This window comes from Lacibacter sp. MH-610 (assembly GCF_045780045.1).
Taxonomy (GTDB): Bacteria; Bacteroidota; Bacteroidia; order Chitinophagales; family Chitinophagaceae; genus Lacibacter.
On the sequence record NZ_CP116002.1, the window covers coordinates 2,719,528 to 2,740,074 of the forward strand.

A 20,547-nucleotide genomic window follows, 5' to 3' on the forward strand; every position below is an offset into this window, starting at 1 on the left:
CTAAATATATCCAGTGAAAATTTATTTATCAGCGATTGGGCTTTGCTTTAATGTGTTGTTTACACAGGCACAGATTTTTAAAAAGACGGATCAGTTTACAAAACAGGATACCCTGCGTGGCAGCATTACACCTGAACGTGCCTGGTGGGATGTGGTGATGTATGACTTACAGGTGAAACCGGATTTCACCAGGTTTACACTAAGCGGCACCAATACCATCTACTTTAAAATTGTAAAAAGTCCTGCAGCAAAAATGCAGATTGATTTACAGGACCCGTTAACCATTGACAGTGCATGGCTGAACGATATTCCAGTTACATTTTCACGTGAGGGCAATGCATGGTTTATTGATTTACCAAAAGGGAAAATGCCAAAATCATTACCTCAAAACCAATACAAAAATGGTCCGCTGCAACAATTAAAGCTTGTTTATCATGGGGTACCCAAACCGGCATTGAATGCACCTTGGGATGGAGGTGTGGTTTGGAAGAAAGATGAAAAAGGAAATCCATGGATCAATGTGGCCTGCCAGGGCTTGGGAGCCAGTGTATGGTGGCCTTGTAAAGATCATCAAAGTGATGAGCCCGACAGTACACAAATAAGCATCATAACACCGGATACGTTGATGAATATATCTAACGGAAGATTGCGTAACACATCAGCATCTGTAAATGGTTTTAAAACATGGACCTGGTTTGTGAGTAAGCCCATCAACATCTATAACATCACCATGAACATTGGAAAGTATGCACATTTCAAAGATACCTTGATGGGAGAAAATGGTAAGCTTGACCTGGATTACTATGTAATGGAATACAATCTTGAAAAAGCAAAAAAGCAATTTGAAATTGTAAAACCCATGCTCCGTGCATTTGAATACTGGTTTGGCCGCTACCCTTTTTATGAAGATGGTTACAAACTGGTAGAGAGCCATCATCTGGGTATGGAACACCAAAGTGCAGTTGCATATGGTAATAAATTTCAGAACGGATACCGTGGCAGAGATTTAAGTGGTACAGGCTGGGGTATGAAATGGGATTTTATCGTAGTGCATGAAACAGGGCATGAATGGTTTGGCAATAACATCTCCGCTAAAGATGTGGCCGATATGTGGGTGCACGAAGGATTTACGAACTACAGTGAAACCTTATTCCTCGATTATGTTTATGGTACAGAAGCGGGAAATGCATATGTACAGGGCATTCGCCGAAATATTCAAAACGAAAAACCCATCATCGGCACATACAATGTAAACAGTGAAGGCAGTGGCGATATGTATTACAAAGCCAGTAACATGATTCATATGATCCGTCAAATCATTGGCGATAAAAGCACCTTTCGGTTACTGCTGCGTGATATGAATGAAAAGTACCGGCATAAAACAGTAACAGGAGCAGAAATTGAAGACTTCATCAGTAAGCGAACCGGGTTTAATCTTTCTAAAGTATTTGATCAATACCTGCGCACCACTCAAATTCCGGTATTGGAATATTATCTTGAAACAAGCAGCGGTATGCAGACACTTTATTACCGCTGGGCCAACTGTATCAAAGGTTTTAATATGCCCATTAATCTGCCCGGCAACAGTAACGGTAAATATGGTTTGATGCTGGCCACCGAGCAATGGCAAAAAATGCGAACCAACTTTAAAGAAGGGGAAGATTTGCAGAAGCTGATGGATAAGAATTTCTACGTCACCTATAAAAAAGTAAAGTAATATCTTCGGCACTGTATGGGCACAATCAGAAAACAGGCTATTTATTCCAGCATCGTTATTTATATCGGTTTCCTGGTTGGTGCCATCAATACATGGTTGTTCATAAAAAGCGGTTCCGGCGCTTTTACACCTGCACAATATGGTTTAACACGTTTGTTTTTTGATGTAGGTCACCTGATGTTTACCGTAGCATCCTTAGGAATGTTGCCGGCGGTGTATAAATTTTTTCCTTACTACAACGACAATCTTTCCCTGAAACAAAATGATTTATATACATGGGGCATGGTAATTCCCCTGCTCGGTTTTGTATTGGTAATTGCAGGAGGACTAATATTTGAACCGTTGATTGTACAAAAGTTCAGCGAAAAATCATTGCTGTTTGTTGATTACTACCACTGGGTGTTTTTATTTGGATTTGGCATTCTTGTGTTTACTGTTCTGGAAACTTATTCCAATATTTTCAGAAGAACTGTGCTACCCAATTTTTTAAAAGAAGCGATGTTTCGCTTTTTAACATTGGTATTGATCCTGCTTTTTTATTTTTCCGCTATCAGCTATGATGGTTTCATAAAATTATTTGCCATCCTGTACATCATAATTGCAGTAGTACTCGGTTTTATTTTACTCAGGAGCAAACACTTTTCGTTTACGTTTTCCATCAGTCATGTTACCAGGAAATTCAAAAAAAAGATGGCCACACTGGCAGCCTATATCTATGGTGGTACCATCATCCTCATTTTATCACAGGTAGCAGATAGCATTATGATTGCCAGCATCAGTGAAAAAGGAATTATCGACGCCGGTATTTACAGCCTTGCCGCTTATGTTGCTAACCTGATACAGGTGCCGCAACGAAGTATGATTGCGATTACCATTCCTGTTTTATCGCAGGCCTGGAAAGATAAAAATATGAGTGAGATTAACAGGATCTATCAAAGGACTTCCATCAACCTGTTACTTATCGGTTTATTCATTTTCGGTGGCATCTGGCTAAGTATTAACGATGCCTTTACCGTATTGCAGGTACAAAAAGATTATGAAGCAGGATTGCAGGTTATTTTCTTCCTGGGTATAGCCCGGCTCATTGATGCCGGTACCGGTGTAAATGCCCAGATCATCGGCACCTCTACTCAATGGCGGTTTGAATTTTTAACAGGCGTTATTCTCTTGACCTTATTTCTGCCGCTGAATTATATCCTCATCAAGCAATTCGGAATTGTTGGTTCAGCATACAGCAATGTTATTTCATTTGCTGTATACAACGCCATTCGCATCTGGTTTCTCTGGTATAAATACAAACTCCAGCCTTTCAATTCAAAAACAATTTTAAGTTTATTGCTCACAATTACTGCCTACTTTATCTGCTATTACCTGTTTCAGAATATGGAAGGATGGACCGGAATTATTTTACGCAGTTCATTATTTGGATTGTTGTTCATAGCCGGTGTATTTGCCATGAAACTAACGCCTGATGCATTACAGTTATTAGAAGTTGTAAAAAAACGCTGGAGTAACCGTTAAGCAAATTTCTTCAAATCATTCAACGTTACTCTGCCTTCATAAATCGCTTTACCAACAATTACGCCTGTACAACCGATCTCTGCTAATTCATCCAGGTCTTGCATTGAACTTACTCCACCGCTTGCAATGAAATGCAGCTGAGGAAATTTTTGCAGAATGTTTTTGTAGAGTTCAGTTGATGGGCCTTCCAGACGACCATCTTTACTTACATCGGTGCAGAAGATTTGCTGCACACCGTAATTGATATATTTTTCGATAAAGTCATAGATCCAGACATCCGTTGTTTCCAACCAGCCACCTACAGCAATCTTTTCATTCTTTACATCAGCACCTAACAAAAATTTCGCTGCGCCAAACTGTTGCAACCAGCTTACAAAAGTTGCTTCATCTTTTACCGCAATACTTCCTACTGTTGCCAATGCAGCACCGGAGTTGAACACAATGTTTACATCTTCGGCTTTTTTAATACCGCCGCCAAAGTCAATCACCAGTGAAGTTTTTGCGGCGATCGTCTCCAGCACTTTCCAGTTTTTAACCGCACCGGCTTTTGCACCATCCAGATCAACCAAGTGCAAACGTTGCAATTCTGCATCTTCAAATTCCTTGGCAACTTCCAAAGGATGTTCGTTGTAAATTTTTTTTTGTGCATAGTCGCCTTCAGTAAGTCTAACACACTTCCCATCTATTATATCTATCGCTGGAATAATCTGCATTATCAATTATCAATTAAAGAATTATCAATTCAATATACGTTTCTATAGGCTCAGAAAATTAGAAAGTATCAACTCTCCCACCTTTGCACTTTTCTCGGTATGAAACTGCACGCCGTAGAAATTATCTTTTTGTACTGCACCGCAATAGTCAATACCGTAATTGGATGTACCAATGCAGAACGGATTCATCTCTGCATAATAACTGTGCACATAGTATACATAGCTTTGTTCGGGAACGTTTTTAAACAGCGTTGTTTTTAGATTGTATAAATTATTCCAGCCAATTTGTGGCACTTTAATCGGAATATCAGGGCTTACAATTTCACTTTGAAACAATTTCACCTTTGCAGGAATGATCCCCAAACACTCTGTATCACTTTCTTCCGAATGTTCAAACAGCAACTGCATGCCTACGCAAATGCCCAGCACCGGTTGCTTCAGCTGTTTAATGATCGCATCCAGTCCTTTCTCCTTCAAACTATCCATGGCACTGCGTGCAGCACCCACTCCGGGAAAGATCACTTTATCAGCAGCAAACAATTCGTCTTGATCATCCGTCACTTTTGCATCAACGCCCAAGCGCTCCAATGCAAACAGCACCGACTGAATGTTTCCTGCGTTGTATTTTACAATTGCTAAATTCATTTCAACACTCCTTCTAAAAATGCTTTTGTTGCTGCTGCCACATTATTCGTGCCTTCTAATGCTTTGATATAAGCTGTACCGATGATAGCACCGTTTGCATGCGCACAAGCCGTATCAAATGTTTGCTTGTCTTTAATACCAAAACCCACCAGCACCGGATTGTTCAACTGCATGGCCTTTAGTTTTTGCAGGTATGCATTTACATCGGTCATATTCTTATCGCTGCCTGTTGTAGAAGAGGATGAAACGGCATATAAAAAGCCCGTACTTAAACTGTCGAGTTTTTTGATTCGCTCTTGGCTTGTTTCCGGCGTGACAAGAAAAATAAAATCCAATCCATTTGCTTTGATGATGGCACCATACTCTGTTTCAAATTCATATTCCGGCAAATCAGGCAAGATCAAACCATCTACACCAACGGCCGCTGCCTCTTTACAAAAACGTTCGAAACCATATTGCAACACCGGGTTCATGTAGCCCATTAAAATAATGGGAACATTAATTTCTTTTCGTGCATCTTTCAATTGTGCAAACAGTGTTTCAATGGTCATACCATTTGCAAGAGCAATAGTGCTGCTGTGCTGTATCACCGGACCATCAGCCAACGGATCACTGTACGGCATACCCAACTCAATTAAATCTGCACCGTTTTCCTGCAATGCTTTCATTACATCCAATGTACTGTTCAACTGCGGATAACCTGCGGTGCAGTATACGTTTAGGACACGATTCGTCTTGATCTCAAATAATGATCTAATCCTGCTCATCTTTTTTCAATAGTTTATTTATTCTCTTTGCAGTGCTATTCTGAATTCGTCCAAAAAAATATTGAGCCAATGCACCAACAAATGCAATACTCCAAATTACTTTGTTGAAAATAGATGCATTGAAATAAAATACAGCTATAGCTCCAATACCGCCAATTACAACCCAAAGTAACCCATCAGTAACATTTCTGCTACCCTCAACAATGCTCTCGACTTCTATGGACTTTAACTCATACCACCTGTTGGCAACATAACTAATAAGCTCTTCATCCTTTTCAATTAATCGCAAGTTTTCAACCACTTCAGCATACGTTTTTCCTTCCCCAAAAAGTTTTCTAGCCGTTTCATAAAGCTTATCCCATTCTTCATCTAATCCTTTTTGAGCAATATATTCTGCCTCTTCGTTACCGCATGACTCAGAAAGTAATTCTATGACCTGCGGATAAGACTTTCCATTATTAAACATGTCTCTTGCAAAAGAATACAATTCTATCTTTTTCTCTATTGCTAATTTTTCATTTGGCATTTATAGCTGTTTCAATGGTTTCACAATTTTTAAGCACTGTTATTTAAACCTTTACTTCAGTTCATATTCAATAAACGATTGCCTTTGTCGAATAATTCTTTTATCTTACTCATAACACTTTTTATCTTCTTTATTCTAAATTCTACATTCTTTATTCCATCGCTTTCATATACGTCGCCAGATCCTTATCACCTCTTCCACTCAAACAAATGATTACCTGGTCGTCTGCTTTAAATTTATAAGTATGCAACACGGCAAACGCATGTGCTGTTTCCAACGCCGGAATAATTCCTTCCAGCTTACTTACCTCAAAAGCAGCAGCCAAGGCTTCTTCATCGGTTGCACTCAAGAAAATACCACGACCGCTGTCAAATAAATTCGCATGCATGGGACCAATACCGGGATAATCCAAACCCGCCGAAATACTATGCGGCTCCACCACCTGTCCATCTGCTGTTTGCATCAACAAACTTTTACTGCCATGCAAAATACCCGGCTTGCCCAGTTGTGTCGTTGCTGCACTCATGCCGCTGTTTACACCATGCCCCGCCGCTTCCACTGCAATCAACTGCACACTTAACTCATCTAAAAAATGATAGAACGCACCGGCTGCATTACTGCCGCCACCTACGCAAGCCATTACATGCGTTGGCAAATCGTTGCCCGTGTGTTCTTTCAACTGCCAGCGCATTTCTTCACTGATGACACTCTGGAACTTTGCCACCATATCCGGATATGGATGCGGCCCCACCACACTGCCGATGATGTAATGCGTATCGTTGGGATTATTGATCCAGTCACGAATGGCTTCATTCGTTGCATCTTTTAATGTTTTGCTGCCGCTTGTTGCAGGAATCACTTTTGCACCCAGCATTTTCATACGGGCCACATTCGGCGCCTGGCGTTCAATATCTTTTTCGCCCATGTACACAATGCACTCCACACCTTTCAAGGCACATACGGTTGCCGTTGCCACACCATGTTGCCCGGCACCTGTTTCTGCAATGATGCGTTTCTTTCCCAATCGTTCGGCCAACAGAATTTGTCCCACCGTATTGTTGATCTTATGTGCACCGGTATGACAAAGATCTTCCCGCTTCAACCAGATATTGGTGTTGAATTGTTTGCTCAACCGCTTGGCATAAAATAACGGCGTGGGACGACCGACATAATCTTTCAGCAACGCTCTGAACTCTTTTTGAAAAGCAGCATCGCTCATAATATCGAGGTAACGGCTCTGCAGTTCCTCCACATTCCGATGCAGCATTTCAGGAATATACGCTCCACCAAACTTTCCGTAATAACCTTGCGCAGAAGGTTTTTGATATGTTGTTTCCATCATTTTCTATTTTAATGATACCTGCTTTTGTTTTCCATGGCATCAACTGTTGCGTCGCAATCCTTTCATCGGTAATACAGATGGCAGCAATTTATCTGACCTACAAATACGATTTGTATTTTTTAAACTCTATATTTTTCTCTTTTAAGATATCCACTTTTCCATCTAAAATCTCTACACCAATGTAGGCATACTTGAGATTAATTGCATTTCGTAAGAATTCAACATTCTCAATTGGAGTGCTTTTCGCTAATAATAATGACTCCAAACTGGTAATTGAATTAAGTACACTATAACTTTCTATCTTAGGGCACTTTTCAAAAAGTAAAAACCTAATTGACTCTGCTATAAAAAGCAAGTCATCAATACTTTTTAAATTTGGAGCAGAATATATATCTATCCTTTTCAGAGAAGTAATTTTTTCTACTCCTTTTAGAGATAACAGTTTACGTGGATAATCAAGCTTTAAAATTTTCAATTTTTCATTCTTTGAGATTGTCATTAAATTCTCAAAAGGCCAACGACTACAATGCAAGAACTCTAAGTTCTCCAAAGTCTCAATATTCTTTAAACCATTAGCATATTGAAAAGATAAATATTTTAATTTTTCAAAATTCGAAAAATCAATTTCTCCTTTTGTTAGTTTTGAAAAATTAACACTCAAAACTTCCAAATCCTTCAACCCTGCAATTATATCAAGATTAAAATTATCATCAACAATACACAATCCTTTAATCTTGTTTCCCGACTTTAAAAGATCTAATATGTAATTAACATCCCAATTAAACTCTGTATTTATTAAAATGTGATCACACTTTTTGTTTATAATTTCAACCAGAGTGTTCTGAAAATCATCCGTTGTAAGGTTTACGAATTCACGTCCTGAATCAGTATCCTTTGTATATGTCAAACTAACCTGGCCCATAACATTCTACTGTCATTTTTATATTATCTATCAATTTTAATCAGAGTGCCATCATGCCGAGGAACGAGGCATCTCCCTCTGGCGCAAGTCTCTGACTTGTGCCTTTCCATTACTTGTCTCCAACACTCCTGTTATACAAAATTTAGTAACACTTGGCATCAGGTCAGAGGCCTGCGCCAGAAAAGTATTTTAATCACTCAAACAACTTCAAACTTTAGAGATGCCTCCTTCCTCGATATGACGATTAAAACTACCTTACAAAATTAAACTATCAACCTCTGTGTCTCCGTGTCTCTGTGTTGAAAACTCATCCTCTCACTTCCTCCACAAACTTCCTCACCATTCCCATATCCTTCACTCCGGGCGATACTTCAAACTTGCTATTTACATCCAGTGCAAATAAATTCCTGGCTGCTTCGTCCTTTGCAAACAGTTTAATAGCTGCTGCATCACCCGACTCAATCCCACCGCTCAAAAAATAAGGTTTGTTGATAGCCGCTTCTTTCAACATCTCCCAATTAAACTTTTTACCCGTACCACCATATCCAGCTCCAAGCGTATCGAAGAGATACATGTCACAGCTATCATAATAATCCTTCACCTTCCAGGGTATGTTTTCATCCTCTCCAATCCGAAAGGCTTTTATGGTTTGAATATAATCGCTCACTTTTTCACAAAACCTCGGCGTTTCATCGCCATGCAGTTGTACCATATCCAATCCGAAATTCTCCACATGATTCAGAATTTCATCATAAGACGCATTCACAAATACACCCACTTTGTACACTTTCAGTTTGGCACGCTTCACCATTTCACCATTCAAATGCTTCAACACAAAGCGTGGACTCTTATGATAAAAAATCATTCCTGCAAACTCTACACCCATTTCCCCTAACTGGTGCATTTGCCGGAGATCTGTCATACCGCAAACTTTAACTCTCATACGCATTGCTTTTTAGTTGTACAACTCAGCAAATGCAATCGTTATTAATAATCCATTAAGCAACAATCCATCGCTTATTTAAAAGCTACTTTCAACTGCAACACCTTTGCCATGTCTTTCACGCCAGGTTCTGTTTCAAATTTGCTGTTCACATCAACACCGTAAAAATCAGGATGCTTAAACGCTTTGATTTTTGCAATATCATCTACTCCAATACCACCACTCAGAAAAAATGGTTTTTCAATTTTTGCTTTTGCAATAATGCTCCAGTCAAATTGTTTTCCTGTTCCTCCTTTGGCAGACGAGGTTTTGGTATCGAATAAATAATAATCACAAGCCATATCATAAGGCGCCACCAATTCATCAATGGATGTAACTGTTTCATCAATATGAAACACCTTGATCACTTCTACACTATCACTCAAATCTTCACACATCTCCGGGCTTTCTTCACCATGCAATTGCACTACATCCAAACCATAATCTTCAATGGCATCCAGCAAATCAGAATAAGATGGATTTACAAACACACCCACTTTTTTTAAATCATAATCAGCGCCTTTGATTTGTTTTTTATCCAGTTTATCACCAACATATCGTGGCGAGTTGGGGTCAAAGATGAACCCTACAAAATCAATATTCAAACTTTCCAATTGCTGCAACTGCTTTATCTGTGTGATACCGCAAACTTTTATGTTCATGTTTTCTGTTTTTACCACCAAGTTGCAAAGACATCAAGAAGACCACTTTGTGCCTTCATGCCTTCGTGGTTATTTCTTTTTTAAATTAGTTACAAAATCTTCAAATGCCTTACCCGGATTTTCTTCCTTCATAAAATTCTCGCCAATCAAAAATCCTCTAAATCCGTTTTGCTGAAACAGTAAAATATTTTCTACTGAACTGATACCACTCTCCGCCACTTTAATTTTATCATCCGGAATTTGTGCCGCCATGCGCAAACTCCGTTCAATATCTACCTTGAATGTTTTTAAATCCCGGTTGTTAATACCCACAATTTCTGTTTCATCGCAAATATGTTCCAGATCTTCTTCAGCGTGAAGTTCCAGCAATACTTCCAACCCCAACTGTTTTGCATAAGCAGCCAGACGTTGTACTTCATCAGGGGTTAAACAAGCGGCAATCAGCAAAATCACATCAGCACCCATGGCTTTGGCTTCTTCAATCTGGTATTCATCAATCATAAAGTCTTTACGAAGGATGGGGATTGCATTTACTCTTGCCTGTATCAAATCTTCTGTACTGCCGCCAAAAAACAGTTCATCCGTCAATACGCTTAATGCACTGGCTCCATTATTGGCATAAGCGCTTGTTACTTCTACAACATCTGCATGCTCATTAATGCTTCCCTTGCTGGGTGAGCGACGTTTAAACTCGGCAATAATGCCTGTTCTGGTTTCATCCAGCAGAAATTGTTTTAACGAAAGCCTTGGTCGTTTATACAAAACTGATTGGCGTAATACTTCTACAGGTATTGTTGCTTTTCGCTCTTCCACTTCTACTTTCTTTCGTTCTATTATCGCTTCCAGTATGTTCATGCTGTTTTCTCTTTGTGTAACTCTGTGTGTTCCTTTGTATACTCTGTGGTTAAAATTTTACCACAGAGAAAGTCTGAGGTTTTAACAGAGATGCACAGAGTTGATTTAGTTTAATTTGATTAATTTTTTCAACACTCCATTTGCTCTTCCGCTTTCCAAACTTTCCACGGCTGCACGATACGCATCATCATAGCTTGCATAAATCCCGGTACAAAATAATCCCATTGCTGCATTAGAAAGCACCACGGCATTTTGAGCCCATGTTCCTTCTCCACCTAAAATTTTTGTAAAGATCTTTGCTGATTCTTCAACAGTCGCTCCGCCATAAATATCTGATTGCTGAACCATGCGCTTGCCCAACTGCTCAGGTGTTTTAATACTTTCACCTTTATTAGTAATGACTTTGGTATCGTTCGTCAAAGAAATTTCATCATAACCATCCAGGCTGTGAATGATGGTGAATGCTTTTTCTGTTTGTTGCAATAAATAATTATAAATACGAGCCATTTCCAGGTTAAACACACCAACCAACTGATAAGCCGGATTAGCAGGATTCACCATTGGGCCCAGCATGTTGAAGAAAGTACGCATCCCCAAATTTTTTCTGATAGGCGCAACAGTCTTCAATGCAGGATGAAACAACGGCGCATGCATAAAACAAATACCTGCTTCTTCCACTTCACGTTTCAACTTATCATTATCATTGGAGAATTTGTAACCTAATTGCTCCATCACATTACTTGCACCACTGATGCTGGATGCACCATAGTTGCCATGCTTGGCTACTTTTTGTCCTGCACCTGCCACAATAAAACAGGCAAGCGTTGAAATGTTGAATGTGTTTTTACCATCACCACCCGTGCCTACAATGTCGAGCACTGCATGTCCGTTCAAATCTACTTTCACACACAGTTCCAGCAATGCATCACGAAAGCCCTGCAATTCTTCAATGGTAATGCTCCGCATGAGATACACGGTCATGAAAGCGGTGATTTCATATTCATTGTACACGCCTTTGCCGATGTTGAGCAACACATCATACGCCTGCTCACGTGACAAGGTTTTATGTTCAAATAAGAGTTGTAAAATCTTTTTCATATCAATTCTCAATTATCCATTAACCAATTATCAATTTTCAATTATTGCTTCAACCAATTCTTCAAAATTTCTTCCCCCATCGGCGTCAATACACTTTCCGGATGAAACTGCACACCTTGCACATCAAACGTTTTGTGCTGCAAAGCCATGATCATTCCGTTTTCATCTTCTGCTGTAATTTCCAGATCTGCAGGAAATCCTTCTTTACTCACCACCCAACTGTGATAACGCCCCACTTCAATCTCATCAGGCAACCCTTCGAATAAACGACTTCGTACTTCGTACTTCGTACCTCCTACTTCAATCTTTGTGGCTACTCCATGATACACTGTACTTAAATTCACCAATGTACCTCCAAATGCCTGCCCAATTGCCTGATGACCTAAGCACACTCCAAGAATTGATTTTGTTGCTGCATATTCTTTGATCAACGGTAATAATAATCCAGCTTCTTCAGGAATACCCGGACCGGGTGATAAAATAATTTTATCGTATTCCTTTACTTTTTCCAACGGAATCTGGTCATTACGATGTACTTCCACTTTTATATGCGTGATCTTCTCCACTAAGTGAACAAGATTGTAAGTGAAGCTGTCGTAGTTATCAAATACAAGTATTTTCATTATAATTTGGTTCATTGGATATGGTTGATAGTTCATAGCTGATTCTACCATGAACTATGAACCATTAACTATTAACTAATTTTTTCCGCAAACTGTATTGCCTTTTTAAGAGCTCCTAACTTATTATTCACTTCCTGCAATTCACTCTCCGGCTTACTGGCTGCCACAACACCAGCACCCGCCTGGTACACCAATGTATTATCCTTACTCAGGAACGTACGTATCATGATGGCGTGATTGCAACTACCATTAAAACCCATAAAGCCGATTGCGCCACCGTAGTAACTTCTTGCAGTAGGCTCATAAGTATCAATTAACTGCATGGCTTTTATTTTAGGTGCACCACTTAGTGTGCCGGCGGGAAATGTTTTAGCTAACAACTCAAACGGATTACTTCCTTCCCGTACCTTGGCATTTACCTCACTCACCAAATGAATAACATGACTGTAATATTGCACCTGACGATAATGCGCCACACTCACTTCATCACACACCCGACTCAAATCATTGCGGGCCAAATCCACCAGCATCACATGTTCTGCATTTTCTTTTGCATCCTTTAATAAACGTTCTGCCTCACGCTCATCCACTTCATCATCACCCGTGCGTTTAAATGTTCCGGCGATAGGATGCACTACAGCCTTCCCATTCTGGATGACCAGTTGTGATTCAGGACTTGAACCCATCAACTTATAATCACCATAATCAAAAAAGAATAAATAAGGAGAAGGATTGATGCTGCGTAAAGCTCTGTACACATTCAATTCATCACCGCTGAACTCCTGTTGAAATCTTCTGCTTAGCACAATCTGAAACACATCGCCTCGCAAACAACCGGCAATTCCTTTCTTCACCATTTCCATATATTCATCATCTGTAACATTGGAAGTTTCTGCACCTTTCACAGCAAATGGAAAGGCAGGCACATCTTTACTGCGGATCAAACTTTCTACGAGCGGCATTTCGCTTTCAATACCATGGAGCAGGTTTTCACAAATAAACAATTCATCCCGATGATGATTGATGGCAATCACATATTGGTACAACCGGTAACGCAACTCTCCTACTCCGTTTACTTTTTCTTTGCTTATCTGTACCTCTTCAAAAAATTCTACAGCATCATAAGTTGTATATCCATATAAACCTTGAGCAAATTTTGCTTCTTTGCAATCATCAGCGGAGGTTTCAAAACGTTTCATGAAATCCCACAACAGAGTGGGCACTTCTTTTTTGTTTTTAATTTGTAACCGTTCCGGTTTTTGTGCCGGCAATTTATACTCGAGGGTGGATGCATCAATCATTTCAATACCGGCAATAGCGTTCACGCATATAAAACTCCAGGAGTTTTCAGCCGCATGATGATCTGTACTTTCCAGCAGAATCGTATCCCGAAAACGATCCCGCAGCCGCATGTAGATGCCTACAGGTGTGTATACATCCGCCAGCATTTGTTTGCAGCGTGTTTGTAATTCCATTTTTTTCATCTTTTTTTATTTGTGATACAAGCTGCAGCAACATTCTTCATCGTCAGTTGCGTCGCACTCTTGTACGTTCTTAATTCTATTCAGCACCCACCCCTTTCAATCATTACTATTTTCTAAGTCGCCCCCACCCCTCCAAGGAGGGGATAAACAACTTCAATTTCTTGTCTTACTCTCCTTTATGGGACGAGGCAATAAAAAAACCCCGAATTACTTCGGGGTCTTAATATGATTGTACAATCACAGTAACAGCGTTACAGACCCCGTAGAGTTGTATGCCACCACCATGTATTGTTTGTAATTGCGTTCATTGCTCTGCAAATATGTTTCATCAAATTCAAAGTACCAAAAAAAATCCTTTCAACTTCTTTCGCCAACGTTTGTTATTGATTTTGCTGATGGTGCAAACCTCTTCTTTATCTTTACCGTCTAACGAAAAAAATTGCTATGCGTAAACTTTCTTTTACACTGATTCTTTGCCTGGGAGCACTGTTATTTACTGCTTTTACAACCACCCAGGATAACCCGGATGCCATTGTGGGCGTGTGGAAAAACGGCGAAGGAACCGGTATGATCCGTATTACCAAAAACGGTGAAAAATACCAGGGCCGTATCGTTTGGCTCAAGGAACCCAATGATCCTGATACCGGCAAACCGAAGCTGGACAAAAATCACCCGGAAGCAGAAAACCATTCCCGGCCTGTATTGGGGTTGACCAATCTCTGGGGCTTTGAATACAAAGGCAAAAACGTATGGGACGGTGGAAAAATTTATGATCCCAAAAACGGGAACACCTATGATTGCACGATTAAGATGAAAGATGCCAACACACTGGATGTTCGTGGTTATATCGGCGTATCGCTCATCGGCAGAACCGATGTGTGGACCAGGCAGGTAGCTAAGTAAAGATATTTCCCTATGGAAAGAAGAAACCCCGCTTTTGGCGGGGCTTTTTCATTTATGGACTCACAAAGTTGATTCCTACACTGAAATAAAATGGATTAGTCAAAGCACTTCTGAAAAATAACTTTTCATCTTTTCGTGCATCATATTCATTCATTACATCAAAGCGCCAGTTGTAACGAAAGCCTGCCTGAACATTGAGCCAGAAAAAACCGCTGAGTTTTTTATCCCACATCACTCTTGGTTTGAATTCGCCCCGTTGAATAAACACTTGTCCGTTGGTACTGGGCGTACGCATCCAGTACTGATTGCCTTCCAGTTCATAACCCAACTGCAGGATATTGGAAGTAGAAAAATTGCGGCGCAGGTGCCCACGGGCAGGCAATAATAATTCCATACCCCATTGATCATTGAAGGTCTTATTCCATAACAGAACAGGCACATAGATAATTTGTCCGGCACGGTAGGTTCTGGCTACACCTACACCATACATATTCTGTTCTGATTTTTTCCAACCATAGATAGCAGTAGCACTAACAGTAAGTGCTTTTGAGTTCACATCACTGAATTTCTCAAATACACCATTCACATCAGCACTTGCCTGAAAAATCAAAAAGTTTTTTTCATTGAGTGGTTTGAAGATCGTGGTGTTGATACCTGCCGTGTGCATGCCATTGGCGTTAAGCTTTGAGATAAAAACATTATTCACTGATTCAAAAGCGTAACCGCTTCTCCAATAGTTGGCTCCTAATTGCCAGATGAGTTTCGTGTTAGATACTACAGGAATGTTTAACTGCCCCCTGATTCCAGCGATTCTGTTAACTCTATACGTTTGATTGGGAAAAGAAGGAACACCCGGCATGTCAAATGCGGCCTGGTATTCATAGGCCAAACTCACAATACGGTTGGGGGTTTGGTTCAATACTTTTTGTGTGGCATATCGTTTCACTCCTGCTGCATCACCAAACTTGCTGTAATCAAAATCATCAACAGCAGCTGTATCGGTTACCTGGGCAATAAGCGTTTGGGCAATAAACAAAAAAGAAAAAGCAAGCAAGTACGTTCGCATAAAAGAAAGTTTGGTGGTATTACAAAAATAGAGGGAAGGCGGTTCAGTTGTTGAAATAAAAATCACAACCAGTTCACCGTTTCCGGTTGCTCAATTGCATAACGGTTGATGAGGCTTCGTACAAACTGGTATTCCTGGTATTGCTGCAGATGATTTTTTAAACTATTTGTATCCGTCCAGTCTGCGTCTGCAGGTACATAGCCCATTCCATAAAACTTCCCGTTTTCCATTAAAATACACGCATCGGAATTATTAAAATAAGAACGTTCCTTTATGATATAGCTGGGCGATTCATCTTTTACCTGCTCCAATGCTTTTTGTACCCGATGGTTATAATCAGCTGCTGCCTCTTCTTCCCTGCAGGCACCTTTACAATATTCATTACTGCAAGCTGCATCGGCTGACCGGTCAATAAAGCAAAGTTTATGACAAAGTTCAAACTCCTTTGCAATGCGTTTCAGTTCTGCCATGGCTTCCATTCTGCTGTAGAACACCTGTATGGGCTGAAGGGTTTTGTGCTTTCGATCCACTACCAATCGATGAAATCCTTTACCATCTTCAAACAAATAGAAGCCATAACCGGCTTCAAATCCTTTGATCGCCCTGTTGTATTTTGGCCAGAGACGTTTGATTTCAATGGTTTCCAGCACGGATGCCATTAACTCAGTACCGCATTGCTGGTAGGAAATACGGTGGATATTTCTCAGAAATTCCTGCCTTTGTAAGCCAGGGCGGTTGCCACTGAAATGACTTACAACCCTCTTCTTCAACATTTTAGCTTTGCCCACGTACACGATTTTGTCCTTGCCATCATGAAAATAGTAAACACCTGGCGTGAGCGGAAGTGCATCAATCTGCTCCCTGTCCAGGTTCATGGGCAGCATCTGATCCCGGCTCTGCCTTTTGAGCATGGTAAACAGGTGATTGTTTACATCCTTTTTCCGGAGCAGTTGCAGGAGTTCTGCCGTAGCAGCCGCATCGCCCCCGGCACGGTGACGGTTGTACACGGGTATTTCAAAGTGAGCACACAGCTTGCCCAGGCTGTAGGAACTGAGCTTAGGTGTAACCTTTCGGGCATAACGAACCGTACAAAGTTTAGGGCAATGGAGCTCGTAACCCAAGACCGATAAATGGTGATGAATAAAGGAAAAATCGAAGTTAACGTTATGAGCTACAAACACTTTATCCTGCAACAGCTCATAAACACGGGGAGCAATTTCTTCAAAAGAAGGGGCCAGCTGCACCATCTCATCCGTAATGCCGGTAAGCTTCTGGATGTAATAAGGAATGGACTGATGCGGATTCACCAGGGTTTCAAAACGCTCCAGCACCTGTTCACCATCGTGAATAACGATTCCTATCTCCGTAATGCCGTGGGCCGAAGCATGCCCTCCCGTAGTTTCTATATCTGTAACCGCAAACAACATAGTGCCTTTGTTAAAAAATGACCCGAAAACTTGCCAAATTTATAAAACAAGACTACCTTTACAATACCCTACGAACTATTTGTTGAACCAGAGCAGTTAATCCGATACCACTGAATTCTACTTCCGTACCTACAGGAACACCGGTATTTCTAACTTTTAAATGGTATCATATGTCAACAAATCAGTATCACATCAGCGAATCAACCAAGCAGGTATTATTTGTAGTAGTTTTCTTTACTACCGTTGCGTTGGTAACTTATTTCTTCTTTAACTAAAGTTGCCTATGCAGTGATTTTTACTCATTTCACACCTACGGGTGAGCAATACCTCTTTCGCAAAAAATCTTAAGTCACGTTACAAGCGTGACTTTTTTATTTTTGCCATATGCACACTGAAACCATTGATGTAAAGAATATCCTGGGGCTGCAATTACCCACAGATCCCCGCTGGGTGGATTTAACGGCCATTTCACTGGAAGCTATTTTAACGGATCATGCTTACTGTGAGCAGAAAGCAGCCACCAGTTGTATTTCACTAATCCAGCGGTACAGCAGCTATGAAAAATTAGTGGAAGAACTGGCTCCGATTGTAACGGAAGAATGGGGCCATTTCAGAGCTGTATTGGCAGAGTTAAACAAACGAAACTTAAAATTGGGCAAGCAACGGAAAGACGAATATGTGAATGCTTTACTGGCTTTTCAAACCAAGGGAGGTCATCTTGATGACCGGTTTCTGGATCAATTGCTGACCATGGCGCTGATAGAAGCCCGCAGCTGTGAACGGTTCAAACGCCTGAGCGAAGGGCTTGAAGATGCTTACCTGCGTAAATTCTACAGAAAATTCATGGAAAGCGAAGCAGGGCATTATACTCTTTTTATTACACTGGCTGAACATTATTTGCCTAAACCCAAGGTTCGTAAACGGTGGAAAGAATGGCTGGAATACGAAAAGGAATTGATGAAGCAAATGCAAATAAGGGGCGATCGTATTCATTAAAAAGCCTCTGCCATTTCGGGCAGAGGCGGGTACGCTTTTCCAGTTTTCGTTTATAAGGGAATAAATCAGATTCCGTTTTTACGATCTCTGCGATCTTCACGGCGGTCACGACGGTTTTCTTTACGGTCACGCACGTCTTCACGCCTGTCTCTTACATCTTCTCTTTTATCAAAACGATCTTCAATTTTATCAAGTCGTCCGCCATCGTGTTTTGCATCCCGCACATCTTCTCTTTTATCTCTAACATCTTCTCTGCGGTCACGACGGTTTTCTTTACGGTCACGCACATCTTCACGGCGGTCAACACGGTTTTCAATACGATCGGCTTTTTTACGGGCTGTTTGAGCATTAGCGCTTGTATGAACAGCCAGCATGAGTGCCAGGGTAACGGAGGTAAGTACAAGTAATTTTTTCATGAGTATTTATTTTTTATGAAGAATAGACGGGCAATGACGTACCGGGTTTAATCATCACAAAAAAATTTTACATTCACCACCTAATCCTTCCACAAATGAACAGAAAGAGGTTTCTGCAACTCACAGGTCTTTCCGGACTTATAATAAGTACAAAGGGCATAAAGGCAGCAACAACGCAAGGTCCGCAGCCGATTGTTGTATCCACCTGGGCACCCAATATCAAAGCCAATAAAGCGGCCTGGGATATTTTAAGCAAAGGAGGTGCAGCCCTGGATGCAGTAGAAGCCGGCGTAATGATTCCGGAAGCTGACCCAACTGACAACAGCGTAGGTTACGGCGGATTACCGGACAGAGACGGGAAAGTAACGGTTGATTCATGTATCATGAATCACCTGGGGCAGTGTGGTAGTGTAATGTGCCTTGAAGAAATACTCCACCCTATAAAAGTTGCAAGATTAGTGATGGAGCAAACACCTCATGTGCAGCTCGTGGGCGAAGGAGCGCTGCATTTTGCATTGAGCAAAGGTTTTCAAAAACAAAACCTATTGACACCGGAAAGTGAAAAAGCATGGAAAGAATGGTTAAAAACTTCTAAGTATGACCCCAACAGAAGTGTGAAAGAATTAGAAGAAAAAATAAAGCGTGAAAAAAACAGTCATGAGCCGTGGCCTGTGGCTTTGTTAAATCATGATACCATCGGCATGGTGGCACTAGATGCGGAGGGCAACTTAAGTGGTGCCTGCACCACCAGTGGCATGGCATTTAAAATGAGAGGACGTGTAGGAGACTCGCCGATCATCGGTGCCGGTTTGTTTGTAGATAATGAAGTAGGAGCTGCTACCGCCACAGGTGTAGGCGAAGAAGTTGTAAAAATCTGCGGCGCACATACTGTAGTAGAAATGATGCGGCAGGGCGCTTCGCCTGAGGATGCCTGTAAGGAAGCTGTAAGAAGAATCATCCGCAACAACGGAGCAAAAGCAAATACAGTACAGGTAGGTTTTTTGGCTATCAACAAAAAGGGTGAATATGGCGGCTACTCTGTAATGAAGAATTTTACGATGGCAGTAAGACATCCGCAACTGGAAACTTCTGTAGAAACGAAAAGCTGGTTTTGATTATGTACAAACTGGAAGTAATTGCATTTACGATTGAAAGTTGTTTGTTGATAGAACAGGCAGGTGCTCACCGTATTGAACTGTGTGATAATCCTGCTGATGGCGGTACTACGCCTTCCTATGGTTTTTTAAAACAAGCCAGGGAAAAAACAAGTCTTGACTTGTACCCGATGATTCGCCCAAGGGGCGGTGATTTTTTGTACAGTGATGAAGAGTTTTACAGCATGAAAAAAGATGTACAGCTGTGCAAAGAATTAGGCTGTGAGGGCATCGTTACTGGTTTACTGAACAGTGACGGTACCGTTGATCAAAAAAGAACAGCAGAGCTGGTGGAGCTTGCTTATCCGCTGGGTGTAACCTTTCATCGTGCATTTGACCGGGTGCGGGACGGAATGGAAGCATTGGAAACCTTGATTAACATCGGGTGTGAACGTATTCTCACTTCCGGTTTAACACCCAATGTAACGGAAGGTATTTCTTTCTTAACCGAGTTGGTAAGAACTGCAGATGACCGTATCATCATTATGCCGGGCAGTGGTGTGCGCAGCAGCAATATTGCAGCACTGGCACAGCAAACAGGAGCAAAAGAATTTCATACTTCAGCAAGAACAACGATAGCATCACGGATGAATTATCTGAACCCGGCGATGAATGAAGAATTAAAATCATTAATAGTAGATGAAGAAGAAGTTAAGAAAACAATTGAAGCGCTCAAAACAGTAAGCCGGTAATTTGTTTTCAATAGAATCAATTACAGTTAACAGTTG

At 40.9% G+C, this 20,547-nt stretch carries 21 protein-coding genes; 6 read left to right on the forward strand and 15 right to left on the reverse strand.

The genetic code is table 11. The features are described from left to right. Window positions 1–13 precede the first annotated feature (13 nt). Both PDL71_RS12585 and PDL71_RS12590 read left to right on the forward strand, forming a co-directional pair. Entirely contained in the window at window positions 14–1,717 is a 1,704-nt protein-coding gene (locus PDL71_RS12585; RefSeq protein ID WP_407521530.1) for a M1 family metallopeptidase, read from the forward strand. 15 nt (window positions 1,718–1,732) lie between these two features. Further along, window positions 1,733–3,238, forward strand: a complete 1,506-nt coding sequence (locus tag PDL71_RS12590) for a lipopolysaccharide biosynthesis protein (RefSeq protein WP_407521532.1) — start codon at window positions 1,733–1,735, stop codon at window positions 3,236–3,238. On the opposite strand, the gene hisA is transcribed toward PDL71_RS12590, so the two are convergent. The 12 genes from hisA to PDL71_RS12650 all read right to left on the reverse strand — a co-directional run bounded on the left by hisA (window position 3,235) and on the right by PDL71_RS12650 (window position 13,857). Beyond that, the gene (gene hisA / locus PDL71_RS12595; protein ID WP_407521534.1) at window positions 3,235–3,951 is read right to left on the reverse strand and encodes a 1-(5-phosphoribosyl)-5-[(5-phosphoribosylamino)methylideneamino]imidazole-4-carboxamide isomerase; all 717 of its coding nucleotides are present in this window, start codon (window positions 3,949–3,951) and stop codon (window positions 3,235–3,237) included. The genes PDL71_RS12590 and hisA overlap by 4 nt on opposite strands. Before the next feature lie 42 nt (window positions 3,952–3,993). Continuing rightward, complete coding sequence (gene hisH / locus PDL71_RS12600) at window positions 3,994–4,596, reverse strand: imidazole glycerol phosphate synthase subunit HisH (protein WP_407521536.1); 603 nt, start codon at window positions 4,594–4,596, stop codon at window positions 3,994–3,996. Then, complete coding sequence (gene trpA, locus PDL71_RS12605; RefSeq protein ID WP_407521538.1) at window positions 4,593–5,363, reverse strand: tryptophan synthase subunit alpha; 771 nt, start codon at window positions 5,361–5,363, stop codon at window positions 4,593–4,595. The genes hisH and trpA overlap by 4 nt, the downstream gene beginning before the upstream one ends. After that, complete coding sequence (locus PDL71_RS12610) at window positions 5,350–5,889, reverse strand: hypothetical protein (protein ID WP_407521540.1); 540 nt, start codon at window positions 5,887–5,889, stop codon at window positions 5,350–5,352. The genes trpA and PDL71_RS12610 overlap by 14 nt, the downstream gene beginning before the upstream one ends. Before the next feature lie 151 nt (window positions 5,890–6,040). Continuing rightward, the gene (trpB, locus tag PDL71_RS12615) at window positions 6,041–7,228 is read right to left on the reverse strand and encodes a tryptophan synthase subunit beta (RefSeq protein ID WP_407521542.1); all 1,188 of its coding nucleotides are present in this window, start codon (window positions 7,226–7,228) and stop codon (window positions 6,041–6,043) included. A gap of 100 nt (window positions 7,229–7,328) precedes the next feature. Further along, window positions 7,329–8,153 carry a hypothetical protein gene (locus PDL71_RS12620; protein WP_407521544.1) on the reverse strand — a complete coding sequence of 275 codons (825 nt, stop codon included), beginning with the start codon at window positions 8,151–8,153 and terminating at the stop codon, window positions 7,329–7,331. A 307-nt stretch (window positions 8,154–8,460) separates the two neighbouring features. Beyond that, entirely contained in the window at window positions 8,461–9,096 is a 636-nt protein-coding gene (locus tag PDL71_RS12625) for a phosphoribosylanthranilate isomerase (protein WP_407521546.1), read from the reverse strand. Window positions 9,097–9,170: 74 nt separating this feature from the next. Next, window positions 9,171–9,797, reverse strand: a complete 627-nt coding sequence (locus PDL71_RS12630; RefSeq protein ID WP_407521548.1) for a phosphoribosylanthranilate isomerase — start codon at window positions 9,795–9,797, stop codon at window positions 9,171–9,173. A 69-nt stretch (window positions 9,798–9,866) separates the two neighbouring features. Then, the gene (gene trpC / locus PDL71_RS12635; protein WP_407521550.1) at window positions 9,867–10,652 is read right to left on the reverse strand and encodes an indole-3-glycerol phosphate synthase TrpC; all 786 of its coding nucleotides are present in this window, start codon (window positions 10,650–10,652) and stop codon (window positions 9,867–9,869) included. Between the two features lie 105 nt (window positions 10,653–10,757). Beyond that, window positions 10,758–11,750: an anthranilate phosphoribosyltransferase gene (gene trpD / locus PDL71_RS12640; protein ID WP_407521552.1), complete on the reverse strand. Its 993-nt coding sequence runs from the start codon at window positions 11,748–11,750 to the stop codon at window positions 10,758–10,760. A gap of 41 nt (window positions 11,751–11,791) precedes the next feature. Continuing rightward, on the reverse strand, window positions 11,792–12,388 hold the full coding sequence (locus PDL71_RS12645; protein ID WP_407521554.1) for an anthranilate synthase component II: 597 nt from the start codon (window positions 12,386–12,388) through the stop codon (window positions 11,792–11,794). A 56-nt stretch (window positions 12,389–12,444) separates the two neighbouring features. Then, window positions 12,445–13,857: an anthranilate synthase component I family protein gene (locus tag PDL71_RS12650; protein WP_407521556.1), complete on the reverse strand. Its 1,413-nt coding sequence runs from the start codon at window positions 13,855–13,857 to the stop codon at window positions 12,445–12,447. 444 nt (window positions 13,858–14,301) lie between these two features. Here PDL71_RS12650 and PDL71_RS12655 point away from each other — a divergent pair, with 444 nt between their 5' ends. Next, on the forward strand, window positions 14,302–14,760 hold the full coding sequence (locus PDL71_RS12655) for a DUF2147 domain-containing protein (protein WP_407521558.1): 459 nt from the start codon (window positions 14,302–14,304) through the stop codon (window positions 14,758–14,760). A gap of 52 nt (window positions 14,761–14,812) precedes the next feature. Here PDL71_RS12655 and PDL71_RS12660 read toward each other — a convergent pair whose 3' ends face one another. Together PDL71_RS12660 and PDL71_RS12665 are read right to left on the reverse strand one after the other, a co-directional pair. Then, window positions 14,813–15,826 carry a DUF6268 family outer membrane beta-barrel protein gene (locus PDL71_RS12660; RefSeq protein ID WP_407521560.1) on the reverse strand — a complete coding sequence of 338 codons (1,014 nt, stop codon included), beginning with the start codon at window positions 15,824–15,826 and terminating at the stop codon, window positions 14,813–14,815. Between the two features lie 62 nt (window positions 15,827–15,888). After that, on the reverse strand, window positions 15,889–17,253 hold the full coding sequence (locus tag PDL71_RS12665; protein WP_407521562.1) for an exonuclease domain-containing protein: 1,365 nt from the start codon (window positions 17,251–17,253) through the stop codon (window positions 15,889–15,891). Between the two features lie 384 nt (window positions 17,254–17,637). Here PDL71_RS12665 and PDL71_RS12670 point away from each other — a divergent pair, with 384 nt between their 5' ends. Next, entirely contained in the window at window positions 17,638–18,249 is a 612-nt protein-coding gene (locus PDL71_RS12670) for a tRNA-(ms[2]io[6]A)-hydroxylase (RefSeq protein ID WP_407521564.1), read from the forward strand. A gap of 65 nt (window positions 18,250–18,314) precedes the next feature. On the opposite strand, the gene PDL71_RS12675 is transcribed toward PDL71_RS12670, so the two are convergent. Then, the gene (locus PDL71_RS12675; protein WP_407521567.1) at window positions 18,315–18,665 is read right to left on the reverse strand and encodes a hypothetical protein; all 351 of its coding nucleotides are present in this window, start codon (window positions 18,663–18,665) and stop codon (window positions 18,315–18,317) included. 95 nt (window positions 18,666–18,760) lie between these two features. Between PDL71_RS12675 and PDL71_RS12680 the strand changes: the two genes are divergently transcribed. Both PDL71_RS12680 and PDL71_RS12685 read left to right on the forward strand, forming a co-directional pair. Beyond that, a complete protein-coding gene (locus PDL71_RS12680; protein ID WP_407521569.1) occupies window positions 18,761–19,780 on the forward strand; it encodes a N(4)-(beta-N-acetylglucosaminyl)-L-asparaginase in 1,020 nt (339 codons plus the stop codon). Between the two features lie 2 nt (window positions 19,781–19,782). Further along, window positions 19,783–20,511 (forward strand): copper homeostasis protein CutC, encoded by a 729-nt coding sequence (locus tag PDL71_RS12685; RefSeq protein ID WP_407521572.1) that lies wholly within the window; start codon window positions 19,783–19,785, stop codon window positions 20,509–20,511. Window positions 20,512–20,547 lie beyond the last annotated feature (36 nt).

Excerpts from the sequence above, each read along its gene's own strand:
- PDL71_RS12590 (WP_407521532.1), top strand. The coding sequence starts at position 1,733 with ATGGGCACAATCAGAAAACAGGCTATTTATTCCAGCATCGTTATTTAT.
- hisA (WP_407521534.1), bottom strand. The coding sequence starts at position 3,951 with ATGCAGATTATTCCAGCGATAGATATAATAGATGGGAAGTGTGTTAGA.
- hisH (WP_407521536.1), bottom strand. The coding sequence starts at position 4,596 with ATGAATTTAGCAATTGTAAAATACAACGCAGGAAACATTCAGTCGGTG.
- trpA (WP_407521538.1), bottom strand. The coding sequence starts at position 5,363 with ATGAGCAGGATTAGATCATTATTTGAGATCAAGACGAATCGTGTCCTA.
- PDL71_RS12610 (WP_407521540.1), bottom strand. The coding sequence starts at position 5,889 with ATGCCAAATGAAAAATTAGCAATAGAGAAAAAGATAGAATTGTATTCT.
- trpB (WP_407521542.1), bottom strand. The coding sequence starts at position 7,228 with ATGGAAACAACATATCAAAAACCTTCTGCGCAAGGTTATTACGGAAAG.
- PDL71_RS12620 (WP_407521544.1), bottom strand. The coding sequence starts at position 8,153 with ATGGGCCAGGTTAGTTTGACATATACAAAGGATACTGATTCAGGACGT.
- PDL71_RS12625 (WP_407521546.1), bottom strand. The coding sequence starts at position 9,096 with ATGAGAGTTAAAGTTTGCGGTATGACAGATCTCCGGCAAATGCACCAG.
- PDL71_RS12630 (WP_407521548.1), bottom strand. The coding sequence starts at position 9,797 with ATGAACATAAAAGTTTGCGGTATCACACAGATAAAGCAGTTGCAGCAA.
- trpC (WP_407521550.1), bottom strand. The coding sequence starts at position 10,652 with ATGAACATACTGGAAGCGATAATAGAACGAAAGAAAGTAGAAGTGGAA.
- trpD (WP_407521552.1), bottom strand. The coding sequence starts at position 11,750 with ATGAAAAAGATTTTACAACTCTTATTTGAACATAAAACCTTGTCACGT.
- PDL71_RS12645 (WP_407521554.1), bottom strand. The coding sequence starts at position 12,388 with ATGAACCAAATTATAATGAAAATACTTGTATTTGATAACTACGACAGC.
- PDL71_RS12650 (WP_407521556.1), bottom strand. The coding sequence starts at position 13,857 with ATGAAAAAAATGGAATTACAAACACGCTGCAAACAAATGCTGGCGGAT.
- PDL71_RS12655 (WP_407521558.1), top strand. The coding sequence starts at position 14,302 with ATGCGTAAACTTTCTTTTACACTGATTCTTTGCCTGGGAGCACTGTTA.
- PDL71_RS12660 (WP_407521560.1), bottom strand. The coding sequence starts at position 15,826 with ATGCGAACGTACTTGCTTGCTTTTTCTTTTTTGTTTATTGCCCAAACG.
- PDL71_RS12665 (WP_407521562.1), bottom strand. The coding sequence starts at position 17,253 with ATGTTGTTTGCGGTTACAGATATAGAAACTACGGGAGGGCATGCTTCG.
- PDL71_RS12670 (WP_407521564.1), top strand. The coding sequence starts at position 17,638 with ATGCACACTGAAACCATTGATGTAAAGAATATCCTGGGGCTGCAATTA.
- PDL71_RS12675 (WP_407521567.1), bottom strand. The coding sequence starts at position 18,665 with ATGAAAAAATTACTTGTACTTACCTCCGTTACCCTGGCACTCATGCTG.
- PDL71_RS12680 (WP_407521569.1), top strand. The coding sequence starts at position 18,761 with ATGAACAGAAAGAGGTTTCTGCAACTCACAGGTCTTTCCGGACTTATA.
- PDL71_RS12685 (WP_407521572.1), top strand. The coding sequence starts at position 19,783 with ATGTACAAACTGGAAGTAATTGCATTTACGATTGAAAGTTGTTTGTTG.